Raw genomic sequence first — 22,218 nt, 5'->3', positions numbered from 1 at the left:
TCCTCCCCATTTAATTAGTAGATTAACAACCGCAACGAAGCGCAGGGTTGGTTTCCTCAATCTTACGAATATTCTCTGTTTGATCTGGAATGTGCTGCAGAATTTCTTGAATGAAATCATATAACTCATTTTCTAGATTGAGGGAATAATAAATCCACTGTCCCCTCTTATCCTCTTTTACTAATCCTGCATCTTTTAACTTGCGAAGATGCTGACTAATAGCCGGCTGACTCATATCAAATACCTCTAGAAGCTCACAGACGCAACACTCGCGTTTCTTTAAAATGGCCATAATCGTTAAACGTGTTTTATCACCAAGTAGCTTTAAAATGTGTGCTGCTTTTTCTATTTCCTCCACTGCTTTTTGCATCGAAAAACCTCCTATACTTGTATAGTTATATAATTATTTGCTTATATATAAATGAAAAAGAAAGATAAAACTCCTAAATTGCTTTAGAATCATTTCAACACGATAAATTGCTGTTTTTCATCTCCGAGACATAAATGTTGTTTAGTAGTATCATTTCCTTAACATTAATAAGTATATAACAATATACTTATATAAACCCGTGGTGCTAGTTGAGTCTTAACGCTCAACTAGCCCAAGAACAACAAGGGAGTAAGCCAGTAAAATACCATCCAGTGCCGTTTCAAATCCAGAAACCGAGTTCGCTCGAATCTCGGTGATCCGATACGAATCGACTAAAATCGAAAACACGGTTTCAATCACTTTGCGTTTTCGTTTCATCCACTGTTTCCATGCGTCGGATTGGAGAATTCGCTGATTTTTTCGAACGGGCGTCCAAAAAGCGACTCGATGCTCTTCGTACAGCTTCTTTTGCAGTTTTTGGCTGATGTACCCTTTGTCACCTAGGTTATATGGATGTGGAATTTGCGTCATGACGGTTTCAGCGGCCACCCGATCGTGACAAGACGCTTCAGTGACGACATATCCCATCGGAAGCCCTTGGTCGGTGACCTGCAGATGAAGTTTCAACCCATAGAAAGCGATCTTTTTCGAAGCACAATAGCCAATATCCGCAATTCCACGAAACCGTTTGGCGCGATACATTCGGGATGAATGACACAGCTCGATCGGCAAACTGTCCACGACCGCATACGCATGGTGTTGTCCACGCTTGGCCAGCTGGTGCCGCATCCACTTGATCGCAAAGCCAAGCGCTCGGCAGCGACGGTTGTATCGAGAACGTTCAGGGAACAAGTCCTTGGAAAACAAATTCCCGATCACAAACCGGTGCCAAGCCCGTTCGGAAGTGAAGCCTAACAACTTTCCAAGGACATGGACGGCGATGATGACCTCGTCCTTCTGTTTCAACAAATGAAGATTTCGACGTTGAAGATAAATCTGGATACTCGATAGTTGAGCTGATACAAAACACAAAATCGATACATATTGTTTTTGAAGTTTGGCTCGATCTGTTGTAAAATGAAAGTGCTCTTGCATGTGAATTCTCCTTTTAAATGTTTGGTCGCACTTTCATTTTAAGGAGATCCTCATGCAAGGGCTATTTTTATGCTTGTCTGATTTTATCTAGCACCACGGGTACTTATATAAATCAACGATGATTTTTAACATAATCTTATAATTGACCCGAAAGTATGAAAGAAATTTTTAAAGTCAGTGCAAATAACTTTACGCGAAACAGAAATTTTCGCTGTTTCGCCTGCATGAAAATCAAGTTACAGTCAAGTGATGCTCAACTTTACTAAAACTTCCGACCAGCTCCCCCAATATTTTCAGACCAGTATGGATATTCTTCTGTAGCTGCTGTTGTACGTCCTACTGTTTCTCCCAGTAATTTTGCTACAATGTATAAAGACATATCGATTCCAGCTGACACTCCAGCAGAAGTTAGAATATTGCCTTCATCCAAAAATCGGACATTTGAACTACTTCAATGTCCATATAATTAGATTTCATGTATTCAATCGCAAATGAATGTGTAGTTGCCTTTTTGCCGGATAATAGACCTGCTTCTGCCAACAATAGTGCACCTGAACATACCGATGCGACCATGCCGCCAGACTTGTAAAAATTTAAAATCCATTCAAGCAGCTGTTGATTTTTGAAACTGGATCTGATAGCAAATAATGTCCCGCCCTGGACAACTTAGTTTACACGGCTTGAATTGCAAAAATCTGCACTTTCATATCGATTGTCCTCGACCATCTTTTGTTCCGTACGTACATATGCTTCAACATGCTTTCGATCTCGCAGAACTATTTTGATGATTTGATTTACTGATATCACCTCTTGACTACATTTTTATACATTATACTGGTAATGGATATAAATACAATTGATTATGAGGAAAAATAAAACGTTAAAATTCCCCAATTTTTTCATAGTTTAATAACGACACTTGAGTAAAAGCGATTAACAGTTTTACTTTTTTTCTTCTTTGGTGTTGCAATTTGCAACATGATTTCCTTTCTTGTAAAGGGTAATAAACATTTCATGAGTTAATAATCAAGCAGTCTTTGTAATGAATGTATTGATTGGTTTCTCTAGTATTTCCAAGAGCCAAAATAATTTTGCAAACATATTTCCGAACGAGTGGAACATTATTAAAATTGAATTGGGGTCTTTTGTTACGTTCTTCCGTATTCTTTACATAGATTGACTAATATGTCTCATAAATATCAACGCTTATTGTATACTATCATTATTCATTTATTGTAATCGTAGTTTTAGATGCACAATAAAAGAAGGAGTAGTTTCATGGGTGATATTAAATTATTTCGTATAAATGGAGAACATGTAAGTGAATTGGAAGGCACATCTCTGACAATTGAAAAATCGCTGCAAACCCTTATTGAGCGTAATCTTGAAACATTTTTAGGTGTACGGTTTTTAGCATCAGAATATTCTACTGGCAAGACACATGGCGGCAGAATCGATACATTAGGTATTGATGAAAATAACTCTCCAGTTATTATCGAATATAAACGAGCTGTCAATGAAAATGTCATTAACCAAGGATTATATTATCTGGACTGGCTGTTGGATCATAAAGCAGAATTCACTCTTATGGTAATGCGCAAATACGGCAATAACTTGGCTGACGCAATTGATTGGACGAATCCGCGCTTATTATGTATTGCGGGTGGATTCACAAAATATGACGAACATGCTGTTCAACAAATTAATCGGAACATTGAGTTGTACCAGTATAAGTTTTATAAAGATGGATTTCTTTTGCTCGATTTAGTAAATGCAACAACTGCACAACCATTACTGGAAGTTGAAAACCATATTAATTCATCGAAGCCCGGATATAAGACAGTCTCCGAATATCTGGAACAATCCAGTACAGAATTAAAAGACCGGTTTGAAGCAATAAAAGCATATATTATGGCACTAGGCGATGATGTACAAATGGCTGTATTAAAATACTACATAGCCTTTAAGCGCATTAAAAATTTTGTCTGCTTAGAAGTGCATCCTCAGACAGAAAAAATCGTCTTATTTTTAAAAGTGAATCCAGATGAAATTGAACTCGAGCCAGGATTTAGCCGTGATGTTCGAAATATCGGTCATATCGGAACAGGGGATTTAGAAGTCAGTATTTATAATGATGAAGATTTTGAAAAGGCAAAGCGACTTATTCATATGAGCTATGATAGAAGTTAAAAATCGCCGGTAATTATTATACTTGGCGATTTTTAATAATTAAATATTTTTAACCAATCCTCTGTAAAGAAGGCAGGATTTATTTTATCTCATTATTTCCATGATACAATTCCAATAAAAAGTGTTTATTAAGAAGAGACAGGAATTGTCAAAACATCTAGGTGGAGCAGATTTTTGAAGGAATTTGCGAACGAAAGCAGTGATGATGCTCTACATATATTTGGCAAAAAGGCAGTGTTAGAATATGAATAGCTGGAGGGAATCTTGTGAATCAAACTTTAAAGAAACAACCTGTTGCGTTTGTTACAGGAGCTTCAAGCGGCTTTGGATTGCTAACAAGTGTAGCGCTTGCCCGCGAAGGCTACCGCGTGCTGGCTTCAATGAGAGATTTGGATAAGAGAGGACGACTGGAAGCGGCAGCCAAAGAAGCAGGTGTAACAGACCGGATTGAGATTATCCAACTAGATGTAACCGATTTTTCAGCAGCGGAAACTGTAATTCAGAATGTGATTGAAGATTACGGCCAAATTGATCTGTTGGTAAACAACGCGGGGTATGCAGCGGGAGGGTTTACGGAGGAGCTTGCTGTTGAAGAATGGCAGAGGCAATTCGAAACGAATTTTTTCGGTTTGGTGGCAGTAACAAAAGCTGTTTTGCCGTCGATGAGGGCACGCAGAAGCGGCAAGGTTGTGAATATAAGCAGTATTAGCGGACGAATCGGATTCCCTTCTATGGGACCTTATGTGGCATCCAAGTTTGCGGTGGAAGGATTCAGCGAGTCTTTGCGTTTAGAGATGCTGCCGTACGGTGTTCATGTCGTTTTAATTGAACCGGGATCCTATAAAACGGAAATCTGGTCAAAAGGGCTGGATGCGGTATCGGTCAATCCGGATTCTCCTTATGTTAAAGAGATGGAGAAAATTTTGAAATATGTCAACCATGTTGCTGACACGGCACCCTCTCCGTATGAAGTGATCCAACAGATTGTACACGTGGCAAAGTCTCCTTATCCGAAATTGCGGTATCCGGTTGGCAAAGGCGTGAAATTAGGAATGGTCTTGAAAAATATATTGCCGTGGAAGTGGTGGGAGCGGATGGTGATGAAGCGGCTGTGGGAGAGATAGAATCGTGATGCTGGGACATTAGTTCAAAAATATAGAGGTGAAGAGTCAGAGTTTACGGTTCAGTAAAATTATAGTTTGATGATATTTTTTGTCACTTCACTAGATGACACATTCCCCTTGAGTAAGGAGGGAATTCACCGTTTAAGGGCTTAGTTCAGTTTTATTTCAGACCATTGTAGGGATCAGGATCATAACTTATCAAGAGCTTCGTTAAATGTTCTGCATGGAATTTCTCATCACGGCTAATGACAGAGAAAACATGACTAACATCCGGGATAGAGATTTCAGCTGCATATTGATCATAAAGTACGGCTGTCTCTAGTTCTCCTTTAAGATCACTTCTGACAAGATTTAATATCAATTGTTTATCATAATTGGGTCTATAGGTCTGCATTGGTTCCTTTACATCCAAATGAGTGTTTTGATAGTAGAGATAGGTTTGATATTGTACAGGATCGTATTTGCGCAAGAGGGTTAGAAACATTCCGTAATGTTTTTTTTCATCCAGCATGATCATTCTCCAAACCCTATTGACTTCTTCCATGTTGGAATTTGCAATATGGTAATTATAATCATTAATTGCGGTTAACTCAGCGACCATCGCTTCCCTGATTTTACTTGTGATAAAGATGGGCTTCCCCTGCGGTTGACCTCCCGGAAATGTATAACTCAATATAGATTCCTCCCGATTATCCATTAGAATGATAATATACTTTATGGGCTGCTTTCATGAGTTGTGCATGGTTATTTTTTTGAAAGTCGATTAGCAGGGGCCCTTTACTAAAAGTTTTTGACAAACCATAATCAATTACCTAATAACGATGTAAGGTCTTATCATCTCATAGTCCTCGTGCTCCAAAATATGACAGTGTTGTTCTTGAGGAGCTTTGGGGGTGTCTTATAAGTCGTTTATACGGCTTATTGACGCCCCCATTAATGTTTTAGAAACGTTGATATATCGATGTTTATGATTTTTTGTTTTTAAAGTAATGAAGCCCGCTTATTTCAAAATCTTAAATCCGAATTTTTCAAAAATTTGAAACGAATCTTCTGTCTGCAGGTACTGATAGAAATCGGCAGCCTCTTTTTTATGCTTTGTGTCCTTAATGATGCCAACTGGATAAATAATAGGATCATGCATATTTGCGTCTGCAATTTCGACAATTTTTACCTTATCAGATATTTGAGCATCAGTTTTGAATACAATTCCTGCGTCCACTGTATTTGCTTCTACATATGATAATACTTGGCGCACATCCTTTGTGTATACGACTTTCTCTTTTACTTTTGGCCAAAGATTTAGCTTGGTCAGAGTTTGCTGCCCGTATTGACCTGCTGGAGTAGTTTCAGGATTTCCTAATGCAAATTGCTTAATACCGCTGTCTGCCAAAGACTGAAATCCTTTTACTGTGTCTGCTTTATCTTTCGGAACGATTAAAACGATTTCATTTCCTAGCAAGTTTTTACTCTCTTCTATGTTAATCAATCCTTTGTCTACGAGTGGACGAAACTTATTTTCAGCAGCCGAGAAAAATAGGTCTACCGGCGCTCCTTGTTCGATTTGCTGTTGCAATGCACCAGAACTTCCAAAGTTAAATGTAATTTTTATATTTTCATGTTCTTTTTCATACTTTTTCTGAATTTCCGTTAAGGCATCTTGTAAGCTTGCGGCTGCTGAGATGGTTAATTGTACTGTCTGTTTATCCTCTGTCTTCTTTGATTCCTGTTTTTCTCCCTCGTTTGTACAACCAAAAATAAAAAAGATTGAAGCACACAAAAACATGATCATGATCATGCGAATAGAATGCTTCATGCTTTCTCTCCCCCTTCTATTTTTAATCTAATATAAAACTTATTATAATTTCTTATAACTATTTTGTATAGCATATAATTAATTTATATAAAATATAATTATATAGAATAGTAAAGTGTCTCCGTTCATGGATAGAAAAAACACATTTGTTCAGTGCAATGAAAAAAGAGCCATAAGGTGCTTTTTAATCGGCCTTGCCAATACCGCCTTTTCAATAAATGCTTTTATCAGCTTTTACTTTATCTATGTTTTCGATTCTTTTTTCAAACCATCCAATCTTAGATGTTTCTATTGCATCAAACATCGGAACGTAAGGCTTTATATCGAGTAAAGGTGTTTCGTTCAATACATCGACATCTAAGACATGGATATGGTTCCCCTCAATACTTTTCAATCGAACGACTGAAAAGCCGATTGGGTTCGGTCTTTTCGGGAATCTTGTTGCAAAAATACCATGGGGTTGATCATCTAAGAAAGGAACTACCTGCAATGAATATTCATGAACCTTATGAAAATAATAAATAAGAATAAGATGAGAAAAGCCGTCCAGATCTTTCATCCCTTCTACATACAATGGGTTAAGCTCTATTGTTCCTTCTACATTTTTCGCCGCCGCCGATTGAATCGGCATTCCTTCCAAGGTGTTAAAAGGGGTTAGAATTTTTCCTATCGCTTTAAAATGAATGTTCATCTTTACAACATCCTATTTTCTTTTATTTATAATTAACTCAACTTTCGCACACAGAAATATTTAAGCATTGCTTGATATAATTAGGTATAGTGGCCAACCATTTATTCATTTGATTTTTAAAGATGTCCATGTTCAAAGAAACCTCGGCTTCCGCCAAAGTTTGGAAAAGGTCAATAAGTGATTGAAGGGCAGTAATAAAATCTATGTCTTTTACATCTTCGCAAAGGATGTAAAAAAGGTTGCCAATCGTCTTAGGATCCTCCTCTTTTCGCATTTGCCAAGCAATGAGAATATATCGTGTAAAAACAATGGTTGTATGGCTAATTAACATGTCGTAGGAACGTCCCTGGAATTCTTTCTCTAAATTTAAAAGGGATTTATTGCATTTGAAGAAGACTTCAATGTCCCAACGCATGCCGTAAATACGAATGATCTCTTCATTTTCTAATGTTGTATCTGTGCTGAGAATGGCAAGCCATTCGCTCCGTTTATTACGGTTTCGTACAAATAGAATTTTTACTGGAATTCCATTGTCTAAAGTAGCATAAACGGATCCGAGAATGTCTTTTTTACCCATGTGAGGTTTTGCCAATTTGTAAAGTTGATTCAGTGTGAAACGTTCACCATTGTAAACGTATCGCTGCTTTAATTGCTTCACCATGCCAATGACAAATAACCCTTTGTTCGTAATCTTCTCAATTAAAGGCGCTTGTGTAAACCAGGAATCCATGAGAACATAGTCAGCTACAATCCCTTTTTCAAGCGCGTGATCAAGTAAAGCTGAAGCCACGTCCGGTTTTGATTTCAGAGCTTCCTGGCGACGCTTATAGCCAGATGTTCGTTTATCAATATTGGTATTGATTTCTTGCAGGCGATTTTCCTTTTTCGGTGAACTTAGAAGAGCAAAATCAACGGGAATAAAAGTAAAACTATCGGTCCAGCCAAGGGTAAGCATTTGAAACCCTTTCAAGTACTGATGGGTAGAGTGATCAAAAACCTTAGCCAACAGTTCAACCGACTTACTACGGTTTCTTGAAAAGACAGAATCATCAATCACAAAAGCTGTGACACGATCTTTTGAAGTTAATGGTTGAAGCAGACGGATCATTTCACTGCTTAATGAAAGCAGAAACTTTCTCCAATGATAGGTTGGTGTATTTAAAAAGCGATAGACTGTATCCTTTCCGGGCAGATCCTGAGATCGTTTACTCATAAAAGCACGAAACCAGTTCTTATATTGGAAGACTAAAAGAAAAATCAGTTTGAAAACAGTAAGACAAGAATACCCGGAAAGTTTCGTAATATTCGCTTTTCTTAAATGATATCCAATATTTAATTCGGAAAATCCTTGTTTAATTTCTTTTGGTAATTGCGCAAAGTAGTCTTTATTCGTTATCATAGTGGTGACACCTTTCTTTTGGATTTGGTTTCGTCACCAATATTTTACCAAAAGAATAGGTGTCTTTCTTTATGTTTTAAAAAATGTCAAATGATAATTTTGTACTTCCCAAAACCATTTACATCAAGCATTTAAACAAGATTTTGGACTGCGAAAGCTGAGTAATTAATTATATTTAATTATAAATAAATATAATAGAAAAAGATATACTTATGTTTCTCTTTTTAGTTTTTCATTTCCAGTGCTCACGAATCAAGAAAACCAGATATTCCAGTGCCAAAAAGTGATAAAACAAAGCCAGGGGTTTTTAAGAGAACCCCTGGCTTTTAGCTGGATCCATTTCAGCTTTCATAAACGACTTGTCCGGTTTGTGACAAATCATAGCCTCCTAGTGCTTTTAAATCGTTTTGAAAGTGAACCGATCTTAAAATTTGCAGGACTTGACTAATTAACTCTCTATTTTCATCGTTCTTTAAAATAACCAAATCGTACTTTTCATTAACTAACGGAATGAAATCGACATCTTTAACTAGGTTAGCCCCTCTTTCAATTCCTACCCCGACATCTGCATCCCCTTTAGCGATAGCACTTGCGACACTTACGTGATTGGTTACCTCATTGTCATAGCCGTTAATTTCAGAAACAGGTATGCGATACTTTCTCAAACATTCATCTAGTAAAACACGAGCACCCGCACCTTTTTCCCGGTTCACAATTTTTATATTTTTTCTTCTTAAATCTTCCCAATGCTTAATATTCAACGGGTTTCCCTTTTTGACGTAAAAGCCTGCCTTCCTTGTTAGTAAATGAATCACGATATACTGAAAATTCACTAGTATCTTATTGATATACGGAACATTATATTCACCTGAAATTCCTTCGATTAAGTGTGTACTGACAATGTCTGAATATCCTTGATACATTGAAATTAGGCTTTCTAAGCTTCCAACATAAGAACGAAGTGGCCGAAACCTTTTCGAGGATTTTTCTAAGTAGTTCGCCAAAATATCTAAGCTCATATCCTGGCCGCTTATAATTAATTGTCTAGGTTGCAAATACCCTTGAGTTTCAATCGATGTTTCTTTTTTTGATGACTGTACGGAGCTTGGCTGCAGTTCTTCTTTTGACTTTTTTATATACTCTTCTAGATCGGAAGGATCAATTCGCATTTGTCGTCCGACACGATAAGCAGGTAATAACCCTTTTTTCACTAAATCATATACGGTTAATTTTGAAACCTTTAATATGTTTGCCACTTCCTCGGTTGTATAAGAAAGATTTTTTTTCATACCTACTTGCTCCTTCATAAAAAAATTCGTTATAAGTAATTAAATGTAATTTGATATATTGTATTGATAACTTCTGTATCAATGATTTATATTTAAATATAAATAAAATTAATTATTTTCTTAACAAGAAGATGGCTATGTAGTTTATATCTAATCTTGATTATATCATGTTTTGTTTCGCTCTTTTTCAATGGAAATGACTCAACTTCTTGTTTTACCATTTCCTTTACTCCAAAGTTCAAAATAATTATAACCATTTATAACGAAAAATGATGAAACTTTATGAAAAGGTGAACGACAAATATGAATTACTCGCCGCTTATACTCTCTTTAAAAACGGCAACAATCGCCACGTTTATTGTATTTGTTACTGGGGTTGTGTTGGCACGATTGATTAGTCGTAACTCCTTTCGAGGGAAAAGTATTATAGAAGCGATTATTTTGCTGCCACTCGTGCTTCCGCCTACAGTTGTGGGCTTTGGTTTATTATATATATTTGGTAAAAACGGATTTATTGGTCGATTACTGCTTGATTGGTTTGATTTCCAAATTGTTTTCACTTGGTATGCTGTTGTGATCGCAGCAGTCGTCGTGTCTTTTCCTTTAATGTATCAAAGTGCATCTGCAGCGTTTCGGCAGTATGACCCAAATATTGAAAATGCTGCATATACAATGGGGGCATCGAAATGGAGAGTGTTTTGGACGATATCTTTTCCACTGGCATGGCCAGGACTGTTAGCTGGCTTAGTTTTATCCTTTGCACGAGCGTTAGGAGAGTTTGGTGCCACTCTCATGCTCGCCGGCTATATTCCGAATGTCACCGACACCATTCCTCTAGCCATTTATTTTGCGGTGGAGTCAGGTAATTTGGAAGCGGCAAAATTTTGGGTGATCATTATCGTTGCCCTTGGCTTTAGCGCTATTTTATGGCTAAATTGGTGGAGCAAAAGGAATATGATGAGACATGTACAAAAATAGTAAGTTCAAATTGTCGCTTACTTAAAGGAGTTTTTTCTTATGCTTATCGTTGAAATCCAAAAAAGACTACCCCATTTTGAATTAGATGTAAAATTTTCAGTGGCCAATGAGATTGTTGTCCTTTTTGGCCCCTCCGGCTCCGGAAAAACGACAATCTTAAATTGTATTGCTGGGATAAGCAAACCTGCTGCTGGCATCATCCGATTAAACGACACCATTTTATTTGAAAATAAGAAAGTATTTGTTCCTATTCAAAAAAGAAACATCGGCTATGTATTTCAAGATTATGCGCTTTTTCCCCATATGACTGTTTGGAAAAACATTGCTTATGGCATGCAAAATGAAAGCTTTGTCAAAAATTTAATGAAAGAGCTGCGAATTGAACACCTTAGAGATAAATATCCGTCTGAAATTTCAGGCGGCGAAAAACAACGGGTCGCCATTGCACGAGCCATTGCAACCGAGCCGGATGCCTTGCTTTTAGATGAACCTTTTTCTGCATTAGATAATCAAACACGTGTAAAAGGTCATGAAGAGCTATTACGTATCCATAAGCTTTGGCGCATTCCCATTATATTAGTCACCCATCATCTTGAGGAAGCAAAAAAATTGGGGAATCGAATTTTATATTTACACGAAGGAAAAATTCGTGACAGTGAAATGAACGCGAATCTTATTCAGAGTTAATTGACAGACTTACTCTTTAAGCTGAACATCAGTTATACAAAATTATGAGGAAAAAGGGGGTTTATAGCATTCCCCTTTTTCAGACTTTGTGTTTGCTTCCTTAAAAACAGTAAATTAAATTTATTTTTATATTGTTCATTTAGCACATAGTTCTTTTTTTTTTTTTTTTTTTTTTACTGGATACGTCTCTCGCTTGAAACAGCATAATTCTTTGGTCGTGAAATTTATAAAATTTTCCCTTATGATGCTTTTTGATAAAATCTATTAATTTTTAATGCAAAAGGATCAATGACGGACAGTTGAACAAAGAATTCTGGGGACAAATTACAGCGCTCGTCTCATTCATTTGTCGCCGGCAGTGGTTGCATTGGGCGCAGCTTATGGTGCATTAGAATTAAGCTCAGACGTTTCTGGAAAAGACTGGCTTTCAGGTTGAGAGCTTGGCACAGGGGAAAAATTATTCTGCAGCGCCCTCGACCCATTGGATATCGTCACTGGCGTTAGTTCGTTTTCTAAATTCAGCAGCGCGGCCCGGTTACGCCCTCTTCGAGAAGCAATGGATCCAAAGCTATTTAAGCTGGATTGAATCAAAAATCACAACATGCCTGCGACATGGTTGTCCGTATAGAAGAAAGGCGTATCTTCCCTCATCAAATGCGACAAGACAAAGCAAGTGATCAACAATTTAACGGAGGTATGAAAGCGAAATGCCTATGGATATAAGAATTTTACCCGTTTTCGTTCAAAAATACTATTATTCCACAAGTTTAAAAGAATTGAGGGACATATAGGCTAGCGCTACCTTTTCTTTTAGAAAGGGAGGTACCCCCTTTCCAGAAGAAAAGGCCACCAAGCGAAGCGCGGCAGCCTGAACCCCAATATTTGACAAAGAGCCTTTTTTATTACACCGGATATACTCCATGCTTTCTTTCCGAAAAGACGATATATTTCGACATATAGGCATCAAAGCGACGAATCAATTCTTCGCGAAGCTGGTTTGGAGCGATAATTCCATCTATCACCATCTCTGAGGCTAAACGATAAATATCAATATCGCGGCGATACTCCTCCCGTTTTTGTTCAATAAAGGCTGCCTGTTCTTCTTTAGGAAGCTCAGCAATTTTATTGGCATAGACTGCATTAACCGCTGCTTCTGGTCCCATCACGGCAATTTGCGCATTAGGAAACGCTAAGCAGCAATCCGGTTCAAAGGCCGGGCCAGCCATCGCATAAAGACCTGCCCCATACGCTTTTCGCACGATAATAGAAATTTTCGGAACCGTTGCTTCTGACATCGCTGAAATCATTTTCGCTCCATGGCGGATAATTCCTGCCCTTTCCACTTTTGTGCCGATCATAAATCCTGGAATATCGGCTAAAAATAAAAGCGGAATATGGAAGGCATCACATAAAGTAATAAATTTGGCTGCTTTATCAGCCGAATCATGGAATAGAACACCGCCTTTGATGCGCGGCTGGTTAGCGAGTATACCGATTGGCTGTCCATTCAAGCGAGCAAGTCCTGTAATCAATTCAGGTGCAAACAGCTTTTTGATTTCGCAAAAAGAGCCTTCATCAATAAAACGCTCGATCAAGTCATACATATTAAACGGCGCATTTTGATTCAGGGGTAAGATGTCCTCAATCGTTTTTTCAAAGCTCTTAGCTGGCTTTGCTTCGACAATCGGCGGTTTTTCAGCGAAATTGGCTGGAAAATAAGATAAGTACTTGCGGGCAAACTGAATGGCTTCTTCTTCTGTTTTCACAAGTACATCTCCACATCCAGAGACACTGCAATGCATTCGCGCTCCACCCATCTCTTCAAGCGTCACTTTTTCGCCAATCACCATCTCCGCCATTCGCGGCGATCCTAAATACATCGAAGCGTTTCCTTCGACCATAATGACGATATCGCAAAAAGCTGGAATATAAGCACCGCCGGCCGCCGATGGTCCAAATAATAAGCATATTTGCGGCACTTTTCCAGAAAGCTTTACTTGATTGTAAAAAATGCGCCCTGCCCCGCGGCGACCAGGAAACATTTCGACTTGATCCGTAATCCGCGCTCCAGCCGAGTCTACTAAATAAAGCATCGGGCACCGAAGCTTTTCTGCGGTTTCTTGGATACGAATGATTTTTTCTACGGTCCGTGATCCCCACGATCCCGCCTTTACCGTTGAATCATTGGCCATTACACATACGGTTTGCCCGTTGATTTTTCCGATCCCTGTTACCACGCCATCAGCTGGCAGACCGTCAGCAAGACAATTGGCAAATAAAGCATCCTCAAATTGCATTCCCTCATCAAATAACAGCTTTAGACGATCTCGTACGAATAGCTTGCCTTTCTCCGCATTTTTTTGATGGTACTTTAATGCGCCGCCTTGTTCAATTTTTTCGACTTGTTCCGCCAATTTCTCGGTCAATGTTTTTGCTTGCTCGTTGATCACTTGCACTTCCTCCTTTACTCTCCTTTATAAACAGGCTTCCGCTTTTCTTTAAAGGCTTGCAGCCCTTCTAAACGATCCTTCGTTGGAATTGTCATCTCATAAGCCATCTGCTCCAGCTTCAAACCTGTATATAAATCGACTTCCAGACCTCGATTAATGGCTATTTTAGCTTGGGCAACAGCAATCGGCGCATTTTGAATTATTTGTCCGGCAAGTTCGTTTGCCTTTTCCATTAACTGCTCATACGGCACAACATATTCTACTATTCCGATGCTGGCTGCTTCCGCTGCCGTTAGCCGTTTAGCCGTAAAAATGAGCTCCTTTGCTTTGCCTTTTCCGATTAAACGCGGGAGACGCTGAGTTCCGCCAGCACCTGGAATAATCCCAAGCGCCGTTTCGGTTAATCCAAGCTGAGCATGATCAGAGGCAATACGGATATCGCAAGCTAACGCCAATTCGAGGCCTCCGCCAAATGCAACGCCATTAATCGCGCAAATAGTTGGTGCTGGAAGCTGTTCAAATTCATTGATCGTCTCGCGAATCAGCGCAACCGTTTTTCTCACTTCTGTTTCAGTCATACTGGCACGTTCTTTTAAGTCAGCACCAGCACAAAATGCTTTTTTTCCACTTCCTGTTACGATCACACAACGGATCGAGCGATCAAACCTTAATTGCCCAAGCTTTTGCTTCAGCTCCATTAACAGCGCTGTAGACAAAGCGTTGACTGCTTGCGGGCGATGCAAAGTCAGCACTGCCACTCCATTCGCCGCCTCATAGAGAATAGAAGATTCCATTTAATCACTCTCCTTTATTAGGACAAACAAGGATCAACGGTTTGCAAATAATGGCTATTGAGCGCTCGACCTATTTTATTTTGAATAAATAGCGCTGCCTCCGTTAACCGCCCAGCATCAATGCCTGTAGCAATATCCATGCCATGAAGCATATATAATAAATCATCAGTCGCTACGTTTCCGGAAGCTCCCGGTGCATACGGACAGCCGCCCAGTCCACCAAGCGAGCTGTCAAAAGTCGTAATCCCCATTTCTAATGAAAGCAGCACATTGGCTAAGGCTGTTCCCCTTGTATCGTGAAAATGCATGGATAGCTTTTCTTTCGGGAATCTCTTTAGAAGCGAGTTGAGCACAGCTTCCACTTGGCGAGGGGTAGCAACACCGATCGTATCACCTAAAGAAAGCTCATCCACTCCCATTTCAAACAACCGCTCTGATATAGCAGCTACCTGCTCAATGGAAACTTCCCCCTCATAAGGGCAACCAAAAACCGTTGAAAGATAGCCGCGAACGGTTTTCTTAGCACGCTTTGCCTCCTGAACAACAGCTGTTAAGACAGGATAGGTATCTGAGATTGATTTATTAATATTTTTTTGATTATGCGTCTCGCTTGCAGACATAAATACAGAGATTTCATCAACTTGAGTCGTCAAAGCATTTTCAAGCCCTTTTTGATTCGGAACAAGCGCTGCATAAGTAACACCAGGAGCTCGTTCAATTCCTGCTGCAACATCTAGCGCATCGGCTAGCTGCGGAATCCATTTTGGATGAACAAATGATGTTATTTCAATGTACGTCAACCCTGTTTTGGAAAGCTGATTGATCCAAGCAATTTTATCTTCAGTCGCAATGGCTGTCTTTTCATTTTGCAGCCCATCACGAGGCCCTACCTCTTTAATCGTAACGTGTTTAGGCCAGTTGCCCACGCGCCTCACCTCTTATTCAAATTCAAGCAAAATATCGCCTTCATTGACAAAATCGCCTTCCTTCACATGAATTTCTTTAACGATTCCGCTTGCTTCTGCAGCAATAGGAATTTCCATTTTCATTGATTCTAAAATCACGACATCTTGCCCTTTCTCAATGTTTTCTCCGACAGAAACAACAATTTTCCATACATTCCCTGCCATTATTGCAACAATCTGATTCATCTTTTTACTCCTCCATTTCCTGAACTTGCAGATTGAAGGTCTTCCACTCTCTAATCAAGAAAAGTGGAAGACTTGATCAACATCTTATTTTTTGATAGAAACGCTGCTTAAATGCCGATTTACAAAATCGGTTGTTGTATGTCCCGCTTGAAATTCTGGGTGTGCCAACACTTCTTTTAGCATTGGAATGTTTGTTTTAATTCCTTCAATTTGATAGCTGCCAAGCGCTTGCAGCATGCGATTAATCGCTTCCTTTCGGTTTTCGCCTTTTACAATTAATTTAGCAATCATTGGATCATAAAACGGCGTTACGACCATTCCGCTTTGAACCGCTGTTTCATTGCGAATACGCTCTCCCTCCGGTAATTGAAGCGCAGTAATGGTTCCGGGGGATGGAAAAAATGTTTTTGGATCCTCTGCGTAAATCCGCACCTCGATGGCATGCCCTTGACGCTGGATGTGATCTTGGCTATAGCCCAGCTTTTCCCCAGCAGCGATGCGCAGCTGCTCTTCGACAAGATCCAGACCGGTGATCTCCTCAGTTACTGGATGCTCTACCTGAAGACGCGTATTCATTTCAAGAAAGTAGAAGTTTTTCTGTTCATCAACAAGAAATTCAATCGTTCCTGCATTTGTATAACCGATATATTGGGCAGCTTGAATGGCTGTCTCCCCCATTCTTTTTCTTGTTTGCTCATCTAAAAACAGAGAAGGAGCTTCTTCAATCACCTTTTGGTGACGCCGCTGAATCGAACATTCACGTTCCCATAAATACACATAATTCCCGTAGTGGTCAGCAAGAAGCTGAACTTCAATATGGCGCGGATTCTGAATATACTTTTCCAAATACATCGCCCCATCGCCGAAGAAAGAAGTCGCCCGCTTTTGGTTGCCTTCAAACACTTTGTGCAATTCCTCTTCATGATGGACGATTTGCATTCCGATACCGCCACCGCCGCAAGACGCCTTTAACATAATAGGATAACCGATCGTCGCTGCTGTGCTTGCTGCTTCCTCGACATTTTGAAGCGGAAAGGAGATGCCGGGGACGATCGGCACGCCTGCTTCTGACATTGTTTTCCGCGACTCAATCTTACTTCCCATTTTCGCAATAACATCAGCATTTGGTCCGATAAATACAATTCCTTCCTCTTCACAACGGTGCGCAAATGTCGGGTTTTCCGACAAGAGACCATATCCTGGATGAATCGCTTCCGCTTTCGTCGCTTTTGCAACGTCAATGATTTTGTCAATATTCAAATAACTTTCACTGACATGCGGCTTTCCAATTAAATAAGCTTCGTTTGCCCATTTTACATGGAGCGAATCAGCATCTGCTTCTGAGTATATGGCTACTGTCTGAATTCCTAACCGCCGGCACGTTCGAATGACTCGAGCTGCAATTTCTCCCCGATTGGCCACTAACACTTTTTTAAACATGCAACTCCTCCTATTCATGTGTTGTCTTTGTACTAAGAATTTGTTTAGCCTGCTCGCGCAATTTAAATTTTTGAATTTTTCCGGATGCTGTCATCGGATACGAATCGGTAAATTCAATATAACGGGGGATTTTATGACGCGATATTTTTCCGCGGCAAAATTCTTGAACTTCTTCAGCCGTCGCAGTTTGCCCTGGTTTTAATATAATCCACGCCATTACTTCTTCTCCGTATTTTTCATCAGGTACACCGACCACTTGAACATCTAGAATTTTCGGATGCTGATATAAAAATTCTTCAATTTCCCGTGGATAAATGTTTTCTCCACCGCGGATGATCATATCCTTTAGTCTTCCAGTAATGCGGCAATATCCATTTTCATCCATTATTGCTAAGTCGCCTGTACGGAGCCATCCTTCCTCATCAATCGCTTCTTTCGTCGCTTCCGGATTGTTATAATATCCTTTCATGACATGATACCCTCGCGTACATAGCTCTCCTTGCACACCGTACGGTACTTCCTTGTTTGTGCCTGGTTCGACTATTTTGACTTCAACGTTTGGAAGAGCACGCCCGACTGTCTCGACGCGCAAATGAATAGGATCATCCGTTCTCGTCTGAGTAATGACAGGCGAAGATTCAGTTTGTCCATAAGCAATCGTAATTTCTTTGGCTCCCATTTTTTCGATAACCGCCTTCATTACTTCAATTGGACAATTTGATCCCGCCATAATTCCTGTCCGCAATGAAGACAGATCGTATTTTTCGAAATCAGGATCGTTCAACTCAGCAATAAACATGGTCGGCACACCATGTAAAGCGGTGCATTTTTCGTCTTGAACCGTTTGAAGCACTTGGGTAGCATTGAATTCTTGTATTGGTACGATCGTAGCGCCTACAGAGACGCATGCTAAGACGCCAAGCACGCAGCCAAAGCAGTGAAAAAATGGCACAGGAATACATAAACGATCATCTTTCGTGAGTTTCATGCATTGAGCAATATTGTAGGCGTTGTTGATAATGTTGTAGTGGCTGAGCATAACTCCTTTTGGAAATCCTGTCGTTCCTGAAGTGTATTGCATGTTGATGACATCATGCGGGTCAAGGGAGTTCATTCGTTGATCGAGTTCATCTTCAGCGGTATCTTGAGCCATCGCCAAAAGATCATTCCATGTATATGTGCCAGGGTAACGCTTATCACCAAGAACGATGACATTTTTTAGACGTGGAAGACGCTTCGCCTTCAGCTGTCCTGGCTGACATTCGTACAGCTCCGGGGCAATCTCATAGATCGTGTCAATGTAAGAGGTATCGCGATATTGTTCGATTAAAAGAAGGGTCGTGGAATCTGATTGCTTCAATAAGTATTCTAATTCAGCTGTACGGTAGTTCGTGTTGACCGTCACAAGTACAGCCCCCATTTTGCCTGTAGCAAACTGGCATGCCAGCCATTCAGGAGTGTTGGTTGCCCAAATTGCAATATGCTCTCCTGACTGAATGCCCAGTTTCATGAAGCTTCGAGCAACAAGACGACAATATTCATCAAACTGCCTGTATGTCATTCTAAGTCCGCGATCTGCATACACAACAGCCTCATGCTCTGGATAAGCATTCGCTTTTTCTTCTAATAGTTTGCCAACCGTAACCTCTAACATCTCCGTCATAACATGCGCCTCCTTTGTTTAAATAAATTTTCATCCTCTCCATTTTTTCTGTCCTTTAACATCCAAGCTGACGGGCAATAACGAGCCGCTGAATTTCTGATGTGCCTTCACCAATTTCCATGAGCTTAATATCGCGCAAATGGCGCTCGACCCCATATTCTTTCATATACCCGTATCCTCCATGAATTTGAACTGCCTGATTACATATGCGGAAGCCAGCTTCAGAAGCAAACAGTTTAGCGAAAGAGGCTTCTTTTGTAAACGGTTTCCCTTGATCTTTTAGCCAGGCCGCTTTATACACCATGCTGCGGGCTAATTCGATTTCCATCGCCATATCGGCAAGCTTAAATTGAATCGCTTGGAATTTAGAAATGGATTGACCAAATTGTTTCCGTTCCTTCGCATATTGAAGCGCTTTCTCAAACGCGGCTTGAGCGATGCCAACGGCAAGAGCAGCAATCGAAATGCGACCGCCATCTAGAGTATATAAAAATTGCTTAAATCCCTTTGCCGGATCCCCTAATATGTTCTCTTTCGGCACGCGTACATTTTCAAGCACAAGCTCGCACGTATTCGAGGCACGGACACCCATTTTGTCGTAATTGCATTGAATCGTAAATCCCGGAGCGTTTGTTGGAACAATGAAAGCAGAGATGATGTTTTTATCCTTGTCATCCTTTCCGGTCACTGCGGTGACAATCACTTGTCTTGCATGCCCTGCATTCGTAATCCAGCATTTTTCTCCATTAATCACATATTCATTTCCGTCAAGCACCGCTCTCGTTCGGGTTCCGCCAGCATCTGAACCGGCATTCGGTTCAGTTAACCCAAACGCTCCCAACGCCTCTCCTTTGGCCATTGGAACAAGCCACTTTTGCTTTTGCTCTTCTGTACCAAAATAGTAAATAGGGCTTGCACCTAATGAGACAGCAGCAGCATAGCTAAGACCTGTTCCGCCACAGGCGCGGCCAATTTCCTCTACAGCAACAGCATATGAAATCGTATCGCCACCAGCTCCGCCATATTCTTCTGGGAACGGGATTCCCAATAGCCCTAGCTCTCCCATCTTTTTGAATATTTCGATGGAAAAATAGGCTTCTTCATCCCATTTCGCTGCGTTTGGTGCAATTTCCTTCTCAGCAAACTCCCTTACCATTTCTTTAATCATCTGTTGCTCTTTTGTAAGTTCAAAATTCATGCTCTCTCCCCCATTTCTAACATATTATTCTAAAACCGACTAGTCGGTTTTTTACGAAAAATTTACGTTAACTAAAAATCATTTTTTAAATTTTAAAATGATTGAAGCGAAGTCTGCTTGCTTTTGATGAAATAAATGATATTTTCCGCCTTTTGCTTAGCCTTTTCTGTAAGGACAGAATGCAGAATAAAATCAATAAAATAGTCGGCAATTTGCTCGATTGTCATCGGTCCTTCCGGCTTATACCATTTATACGTCCAGTTCACCATGCCAATAATCGTCATGCCTGTAATTTCCACTGAAAGCTCTGGGCGAAACTCGCCTGCGTCAATTCCTTCGCGAATGACCCGAAAAATCACCTGCTTAAACTCATCACGCTTTTCATTAATTTTTTGTGCATACTCCGGCTTTAAATAATTGCTTTCTTGATAAAACACCGTTATATGCGGCTTATATAAATGAAATACTTTCACAAATGATTGGATAATAGCACATAAACGCTCTGTAGGGGTTTTGTAGTTTTCATAGGCCGCCTGTGCCTTGTTGAGCACATAGGTGATAAACACATCGTGAATGTGATAAAGAAGTTCATCTTTTGATTTAAAATTATGATAAAAGCCGCCTTTTGATGCGTTGATTTCTGTGACAATCCGATCGACAGTAACCCCATGATAGCCGTATTGTTCAAAAAGATGCAGAGCCGTATCGATAATTCTTTCTTTTAAAGTTTTATTTGCCATAGAAAATCTCCTTCATCAGCTTATATTAACACAATTTTCAGAAAAGTTAAATATTTTATAGCTGTTATTTATAAAATACGTAATAAATGCCCCAAATGTCAATCCTCGTTTAATAAGATTGAGTCAAAATTTTGTGGGTATTTTCTTTTTTGTACAGAAGAATTTTTTATTCGAAAGCGTTTACTGAACTCCTTAGTTTGCTTGTGCAGTACCGTTTAGGATTTTTTAAATCTAACCATCGCTATCAAGACATGATACATCGGGTTGCCAGATGAATGTTGTAGGTAAGGAACTGATCAAGAAGACACAGATATTGCTTTGATTTGTTCTCTCTTATAAAACAATCGTTTGATATCTTCGCACAAGAGTTAATAGTTGCTTTTTTCTTCTTTCCTGACTTAAAAAAATTCCGGAATAGTATGTATTAATCTAAGTTTGCATGTTTCATAAATTCTCATTCCAAATTCATCCATTGGTACAGATACAATGTTCGTGCCGCAGGATCGGCATACATTTGAGTGCAGTTGGATAAATAGGTACTTCTTGAAATCTCCCTGAAGGCAATCGTTCCCCCTCAGACACAATGTTTTTGGGTTAGTTTTTGTCTAATTCTATGTTGTAAAATGGCCTCCTTAAACCGTCTAAAAGAATAGGTTATCCTTTGCTTTGTTTCTCAAACAGTTCAATGATTCTATCCAGCTTCTTATCAATTTGTGCTGAACTTTTCTCATGACTAATGATTTGACTACAAAGAACACTGCACGTGCAAAAGCAATAAGAAAAGCAAACATGACCAATGGAAAAATGAATGATTCCCAATCACCCATCCTCTTTTTTCTAACTGTATCACAAAGAAACAAAGGGCTGGAATCTTTGGTTGTATCCCGACTCACCATACAGTTAACATAACATTTTTATTAAAAACTTTACAATCAGTAAATAGCAAATTTATTTTGATTGTTTGCTCTAGAGTGAATGCTTCTGTTTGATGCCCTTTAAAGAATTCTCTGTTTTTAATCCTTTTTCTTCTCCTTAAACTTCCATTTTTCCTTTACCTTCTTGTTTAATTATTTTCATTATTTTGTTTCAATGTTCATTTAGCACATAGTTCTATTTTTAAAAAATAAGCGTTCACACTATACAATT

20 protein-coding genes are annotated in these 22,218 nt (G+C 39.5%); 4 read left to right on the top strand and 16 right to left on the bottom strand.

Annotated features, from left to right (window positions below):
* Positions 1-22: 22 nt before the first annotated feature.
* The 3 genes from NSU02_RS10205 to NSU02_RS10195 all read right to left on the bottom strand — a co-directional run bounded on the left by NSU02_RS10205 (position 23) and on the right by NSU02_RS10195 (position 2,038).
* A complete protein-coding gene (locus NSU02_RS10205) occupies positions 23-370 on the bottom strand; it encodes a metalloregulator ArsR/SmtB family transcription factor (protein ID WP_339192824.1) in 348 nt (115 codons plus the stop codon).
* Between the two features lie 216 nt (positions 371-586).
* Complete coding sequence (locus tag NSU02_RS10200) at positions 587-1,465, bottom strand: IS982-like element ISGth1 family transposase (RefSeq protein WP_339192823.1); 879 nt, start codon at positions 1,463-1,465, stop codon at positions 587-589.
* Between the two features lie 408 nt (positions 1,466-1,873).
* Entirely contained in the window at positions 1,874-2,038 is a 165-nt protein-coding gene (locus tag NSU02_RS10195; RefSeq protein WP_339192822.1) for a DJ-1/PfpI family protein, read from the bottom strand.
* 705 nt (positions 2,039-2,743) lie between these two features.
* Here NSU02_RS10195 and NSU02_RS10190 point away from each other — a divergent pair.
* Both NSU02_RS10190 and NSU02_RS10185 read left to right on the top strand, forming a co-directional pair.
* The gene (locus NSU02_RS10190; protein WP_063388324.1) at positions 2,744-3,655 is read left to right on the top strand and encodes a DUF5655 domain-containing protein; all 912 of its coding nucleotides are present in this window, start codon (positions 2,744-2,746) and stop codon (positions 3,653-3,655) included.
* Between the two features lie 266 nt (positions 3,656-3,921).
* The gene (locus NSU02_RS10185; protein WP_339192821.1) at positions 3,922-4,779 is read left to right on the top strand and encodes an oxidoreductase; all 858 of its coding nucleotides are present in this window, start codon (positions 3,922-3,924) and stop codon (positions 4,777-4,779) included.
* A 160-nt stretch (positions 4,780-4,939) separates the two neighbouring features.
* Here NSU02_RS10185 and NSU02_RS10180 read toward each other — a convergent pair whose 3' ends face one another.
* From NSU02_RS10180 to NSU02_RS10160, 5 genes are all read right to left on the bottom strand, one after another.
* Positions 4,940-5,452, bottom strand: a complete 513-nt coding sequence (locus NSU02_RS10180; protein ID WP_094245830.1) for a rubrerythrin — start codon at positions 5,450-5,452, stop codon at positions 4,940-4,942.
* 327 nt (positions 5,453-5,779) lie between these two features.
* Positions 5,780-6,574, bottom strand: a complete 795-nt coding sequence (gene modA, locus NSU02_RS10175) for a molybdate ABC transporter substrate-binding protein (RefSeq protein ID WP_339195756.1) — start codon at positions 6,572-6,574, stop codon at positions 5,780-5,782.
* 229 nt (positions 6,575-6,803) lie between these two features.
* Complete coding sequence (tsaA, locus tag NSU02_RS10170; RefSeq protein WP_066250716.1) at positions 6,804-7,283, bottom strand: tRNA (N6-threonylcarbamoyladenosine(37)-N6)-methyltransferase TrmO; 480 nt, start codon at positions 7,281-7,283, stop codon at positions 6,804-6,806.
* 37 nt (positions 7,284-7,320) lie between these two features.
* Entirely contained in the window at positions 7,321-8,682 is a 1,362-nt protein-coding gene (locus NSU02_RS10165) for a transposase (protein ID WP_094245175.1), read from the bottom strand.
* A gap of 341 nt (positions 8,683-9,023) precedes the next feature.
* Complete coding sequence (locus NSU02_RS10160; RefSeq protein ID WP_339192820.1) at positions 9,024-9,971, bottom strand: helix-turn-helix transcriptional regulator; 948 nt, start codon at positions 9,969-9,971, stop codon at positions 9,024-9,026.
* Between the two features lie 303 nt (positions 9,972-10,274).
* Here NSU02_RS10160 and modB point away from each other — a divergent pair, with 303 nt between their 5' ends.
* Together modB and NSU02_RS10150 are read left to right on the top strand one after the other, a co-directional pair.
* Entirely contained in the window at positions 10,275-10,949 is a 675-nt protein-coding gene (gene modB / locus NSU02_RS10155; RefSeq protein ID WP_063389471.1) for a molybdate ABC transporter permease subunit, read from the top strand.
* 39 nt (positions 10,950-10,988) lie between these two features.
* Positions 10,989-11,636 (top strand): ATP-binding cassette domain-containing protein, encoded by a 648-nt coding sequence (locus NSU02_RS10150; protein WP_339192819.1) that lies wholly within the window; start codon positions 10,989-10,991, stop codon positions 11,634-11,636.
* 902 nt (positions 11,637-12,538) lie between these two features.
* Here NSU02_RS10150 and NSU02_RS10145 read toward each other — a convergent pair.
* From NSU02_RS10145 to NSU02_RS10110, 8 genes are all read right to left on the bottom strand, one after another.
* Positions 12,539-14,086 carry an acyl-CoA carboxylase subunit beta gene (locus NSU02_RS10145; protein WP_063389473.1) on the bottom strand — a complete coding sequence of 516 codons (1,548 nt, stop codon included), beginning with the start codon at positions 14,084-14,086 and terminating at the stop codon, positions 12,539-12,541.
* A 14-nt stretch (positions 14,087-14,100) separates the two neighbouring features.
* A complete protein-coding gene (locus tag NSU02_RS10140; RefSeq protein ID WP_063389474.1) occupies positions 14,101-14,880 on the bottom strand; it encodes an enoyl-CoA hydratase in 780 nt (259 codons plus the stop codon).
* Positions 14,881-14,897: 17 nt separating this feature from the next.
* On the bottom strand, positions 14,898-15,806 hold the full coding sequence (locus NSU02_RS10135; RefSeq protein ID WP_063389475.1) for a hydroxymethylglutaryl-CoA lyase: 909 nt from the start codon (positions 15,804-15,806) through the stop codon (positions 14,898-14,900).
* Positions 15,807-15,818: 12 nt separating this feature from the next.
* Positions 15,819-16,031 (bottom strand): acetyl-CoA carboxylase biotin carboxyl carrier protein subunit, encoded by a 213-nt coding sequence (locus NSU02_RS10130; RefSeq protein ID WP_130157294.1) that lies wholly within the window; start codon positions 16,029-16,031, stop codon positions 15,819-15,821.
* 84 nt (positions 16,032-16,115) lie between these two features.
* Complete coding sequence (locus NSU02_RS10125) at positions 16,116-17,471, bottom strand: acetyl-CoA carboxylase biotin carboxylase subunit (RefSeq protein ID WP_339192818.1); 1,356 nt, start codon at positions 17,469-17,471, stop codon at positions 16,116-16,118.
* 10 nt (positions 17,472-17,481) lie between these two features.
* Positions 17,482-19,125 carry an AMP-binding protein gene (locus tag NSU02_RS10120; protein WP_339195753.1) on the bottom strand — a complete coding sequence of 548 codons (1,644 nt, stop codon included), beginning with the start codon at positions 19,123-19,125 and terminating at the stop codon, positions 17,482-17,484.
* 64 nt (positions 19,126-19,189) lie between these two features.
* Positions 19,190-20,332, bottom strand: a complete 1,143-nt coding sequence (locus tag NSU02_RS10115) for an acyl-CoA dehydrogenase (RefSeq protein ID WP_339192817.1) — start codon at positions 20,330-20,332, stop codon at positions 19,190-19,192.
* A 92-nt stretch (positions 20,333-20,424) separates the two neighbouring features.
* Positions 20,425-21,072 carry a TetR/AcrR family transcriptional regulator gene (locus tag NSU02_RS10110; RefSeq protein ID WP_339192816.1) on the bottom strand — a complete coding sequence of 216 codons (648 nt, stop codon included), beginning with the start codon at positions 21,070-21,072 and terminating at the stop codon, positions 20,425-20,427.
* Positions 21,073-22,218 lie beyond the last annotated feature (1,146 nt).

The sequence above is a fragment of the Aeribacillus sp. FSL W8-0870 genome (assembly GCF_037963755.1).
In the GTDB taxonomy this organism is placed as follows: domain Bacteria; phylum Bacillota; class Bacilli; order Bacillales; family Aeribacillaceae; genus Aeribacillus; species Aeribacillus composti.
This window is presented reverse-complemented; position numbering and strand designations above follow the sequence as displayed.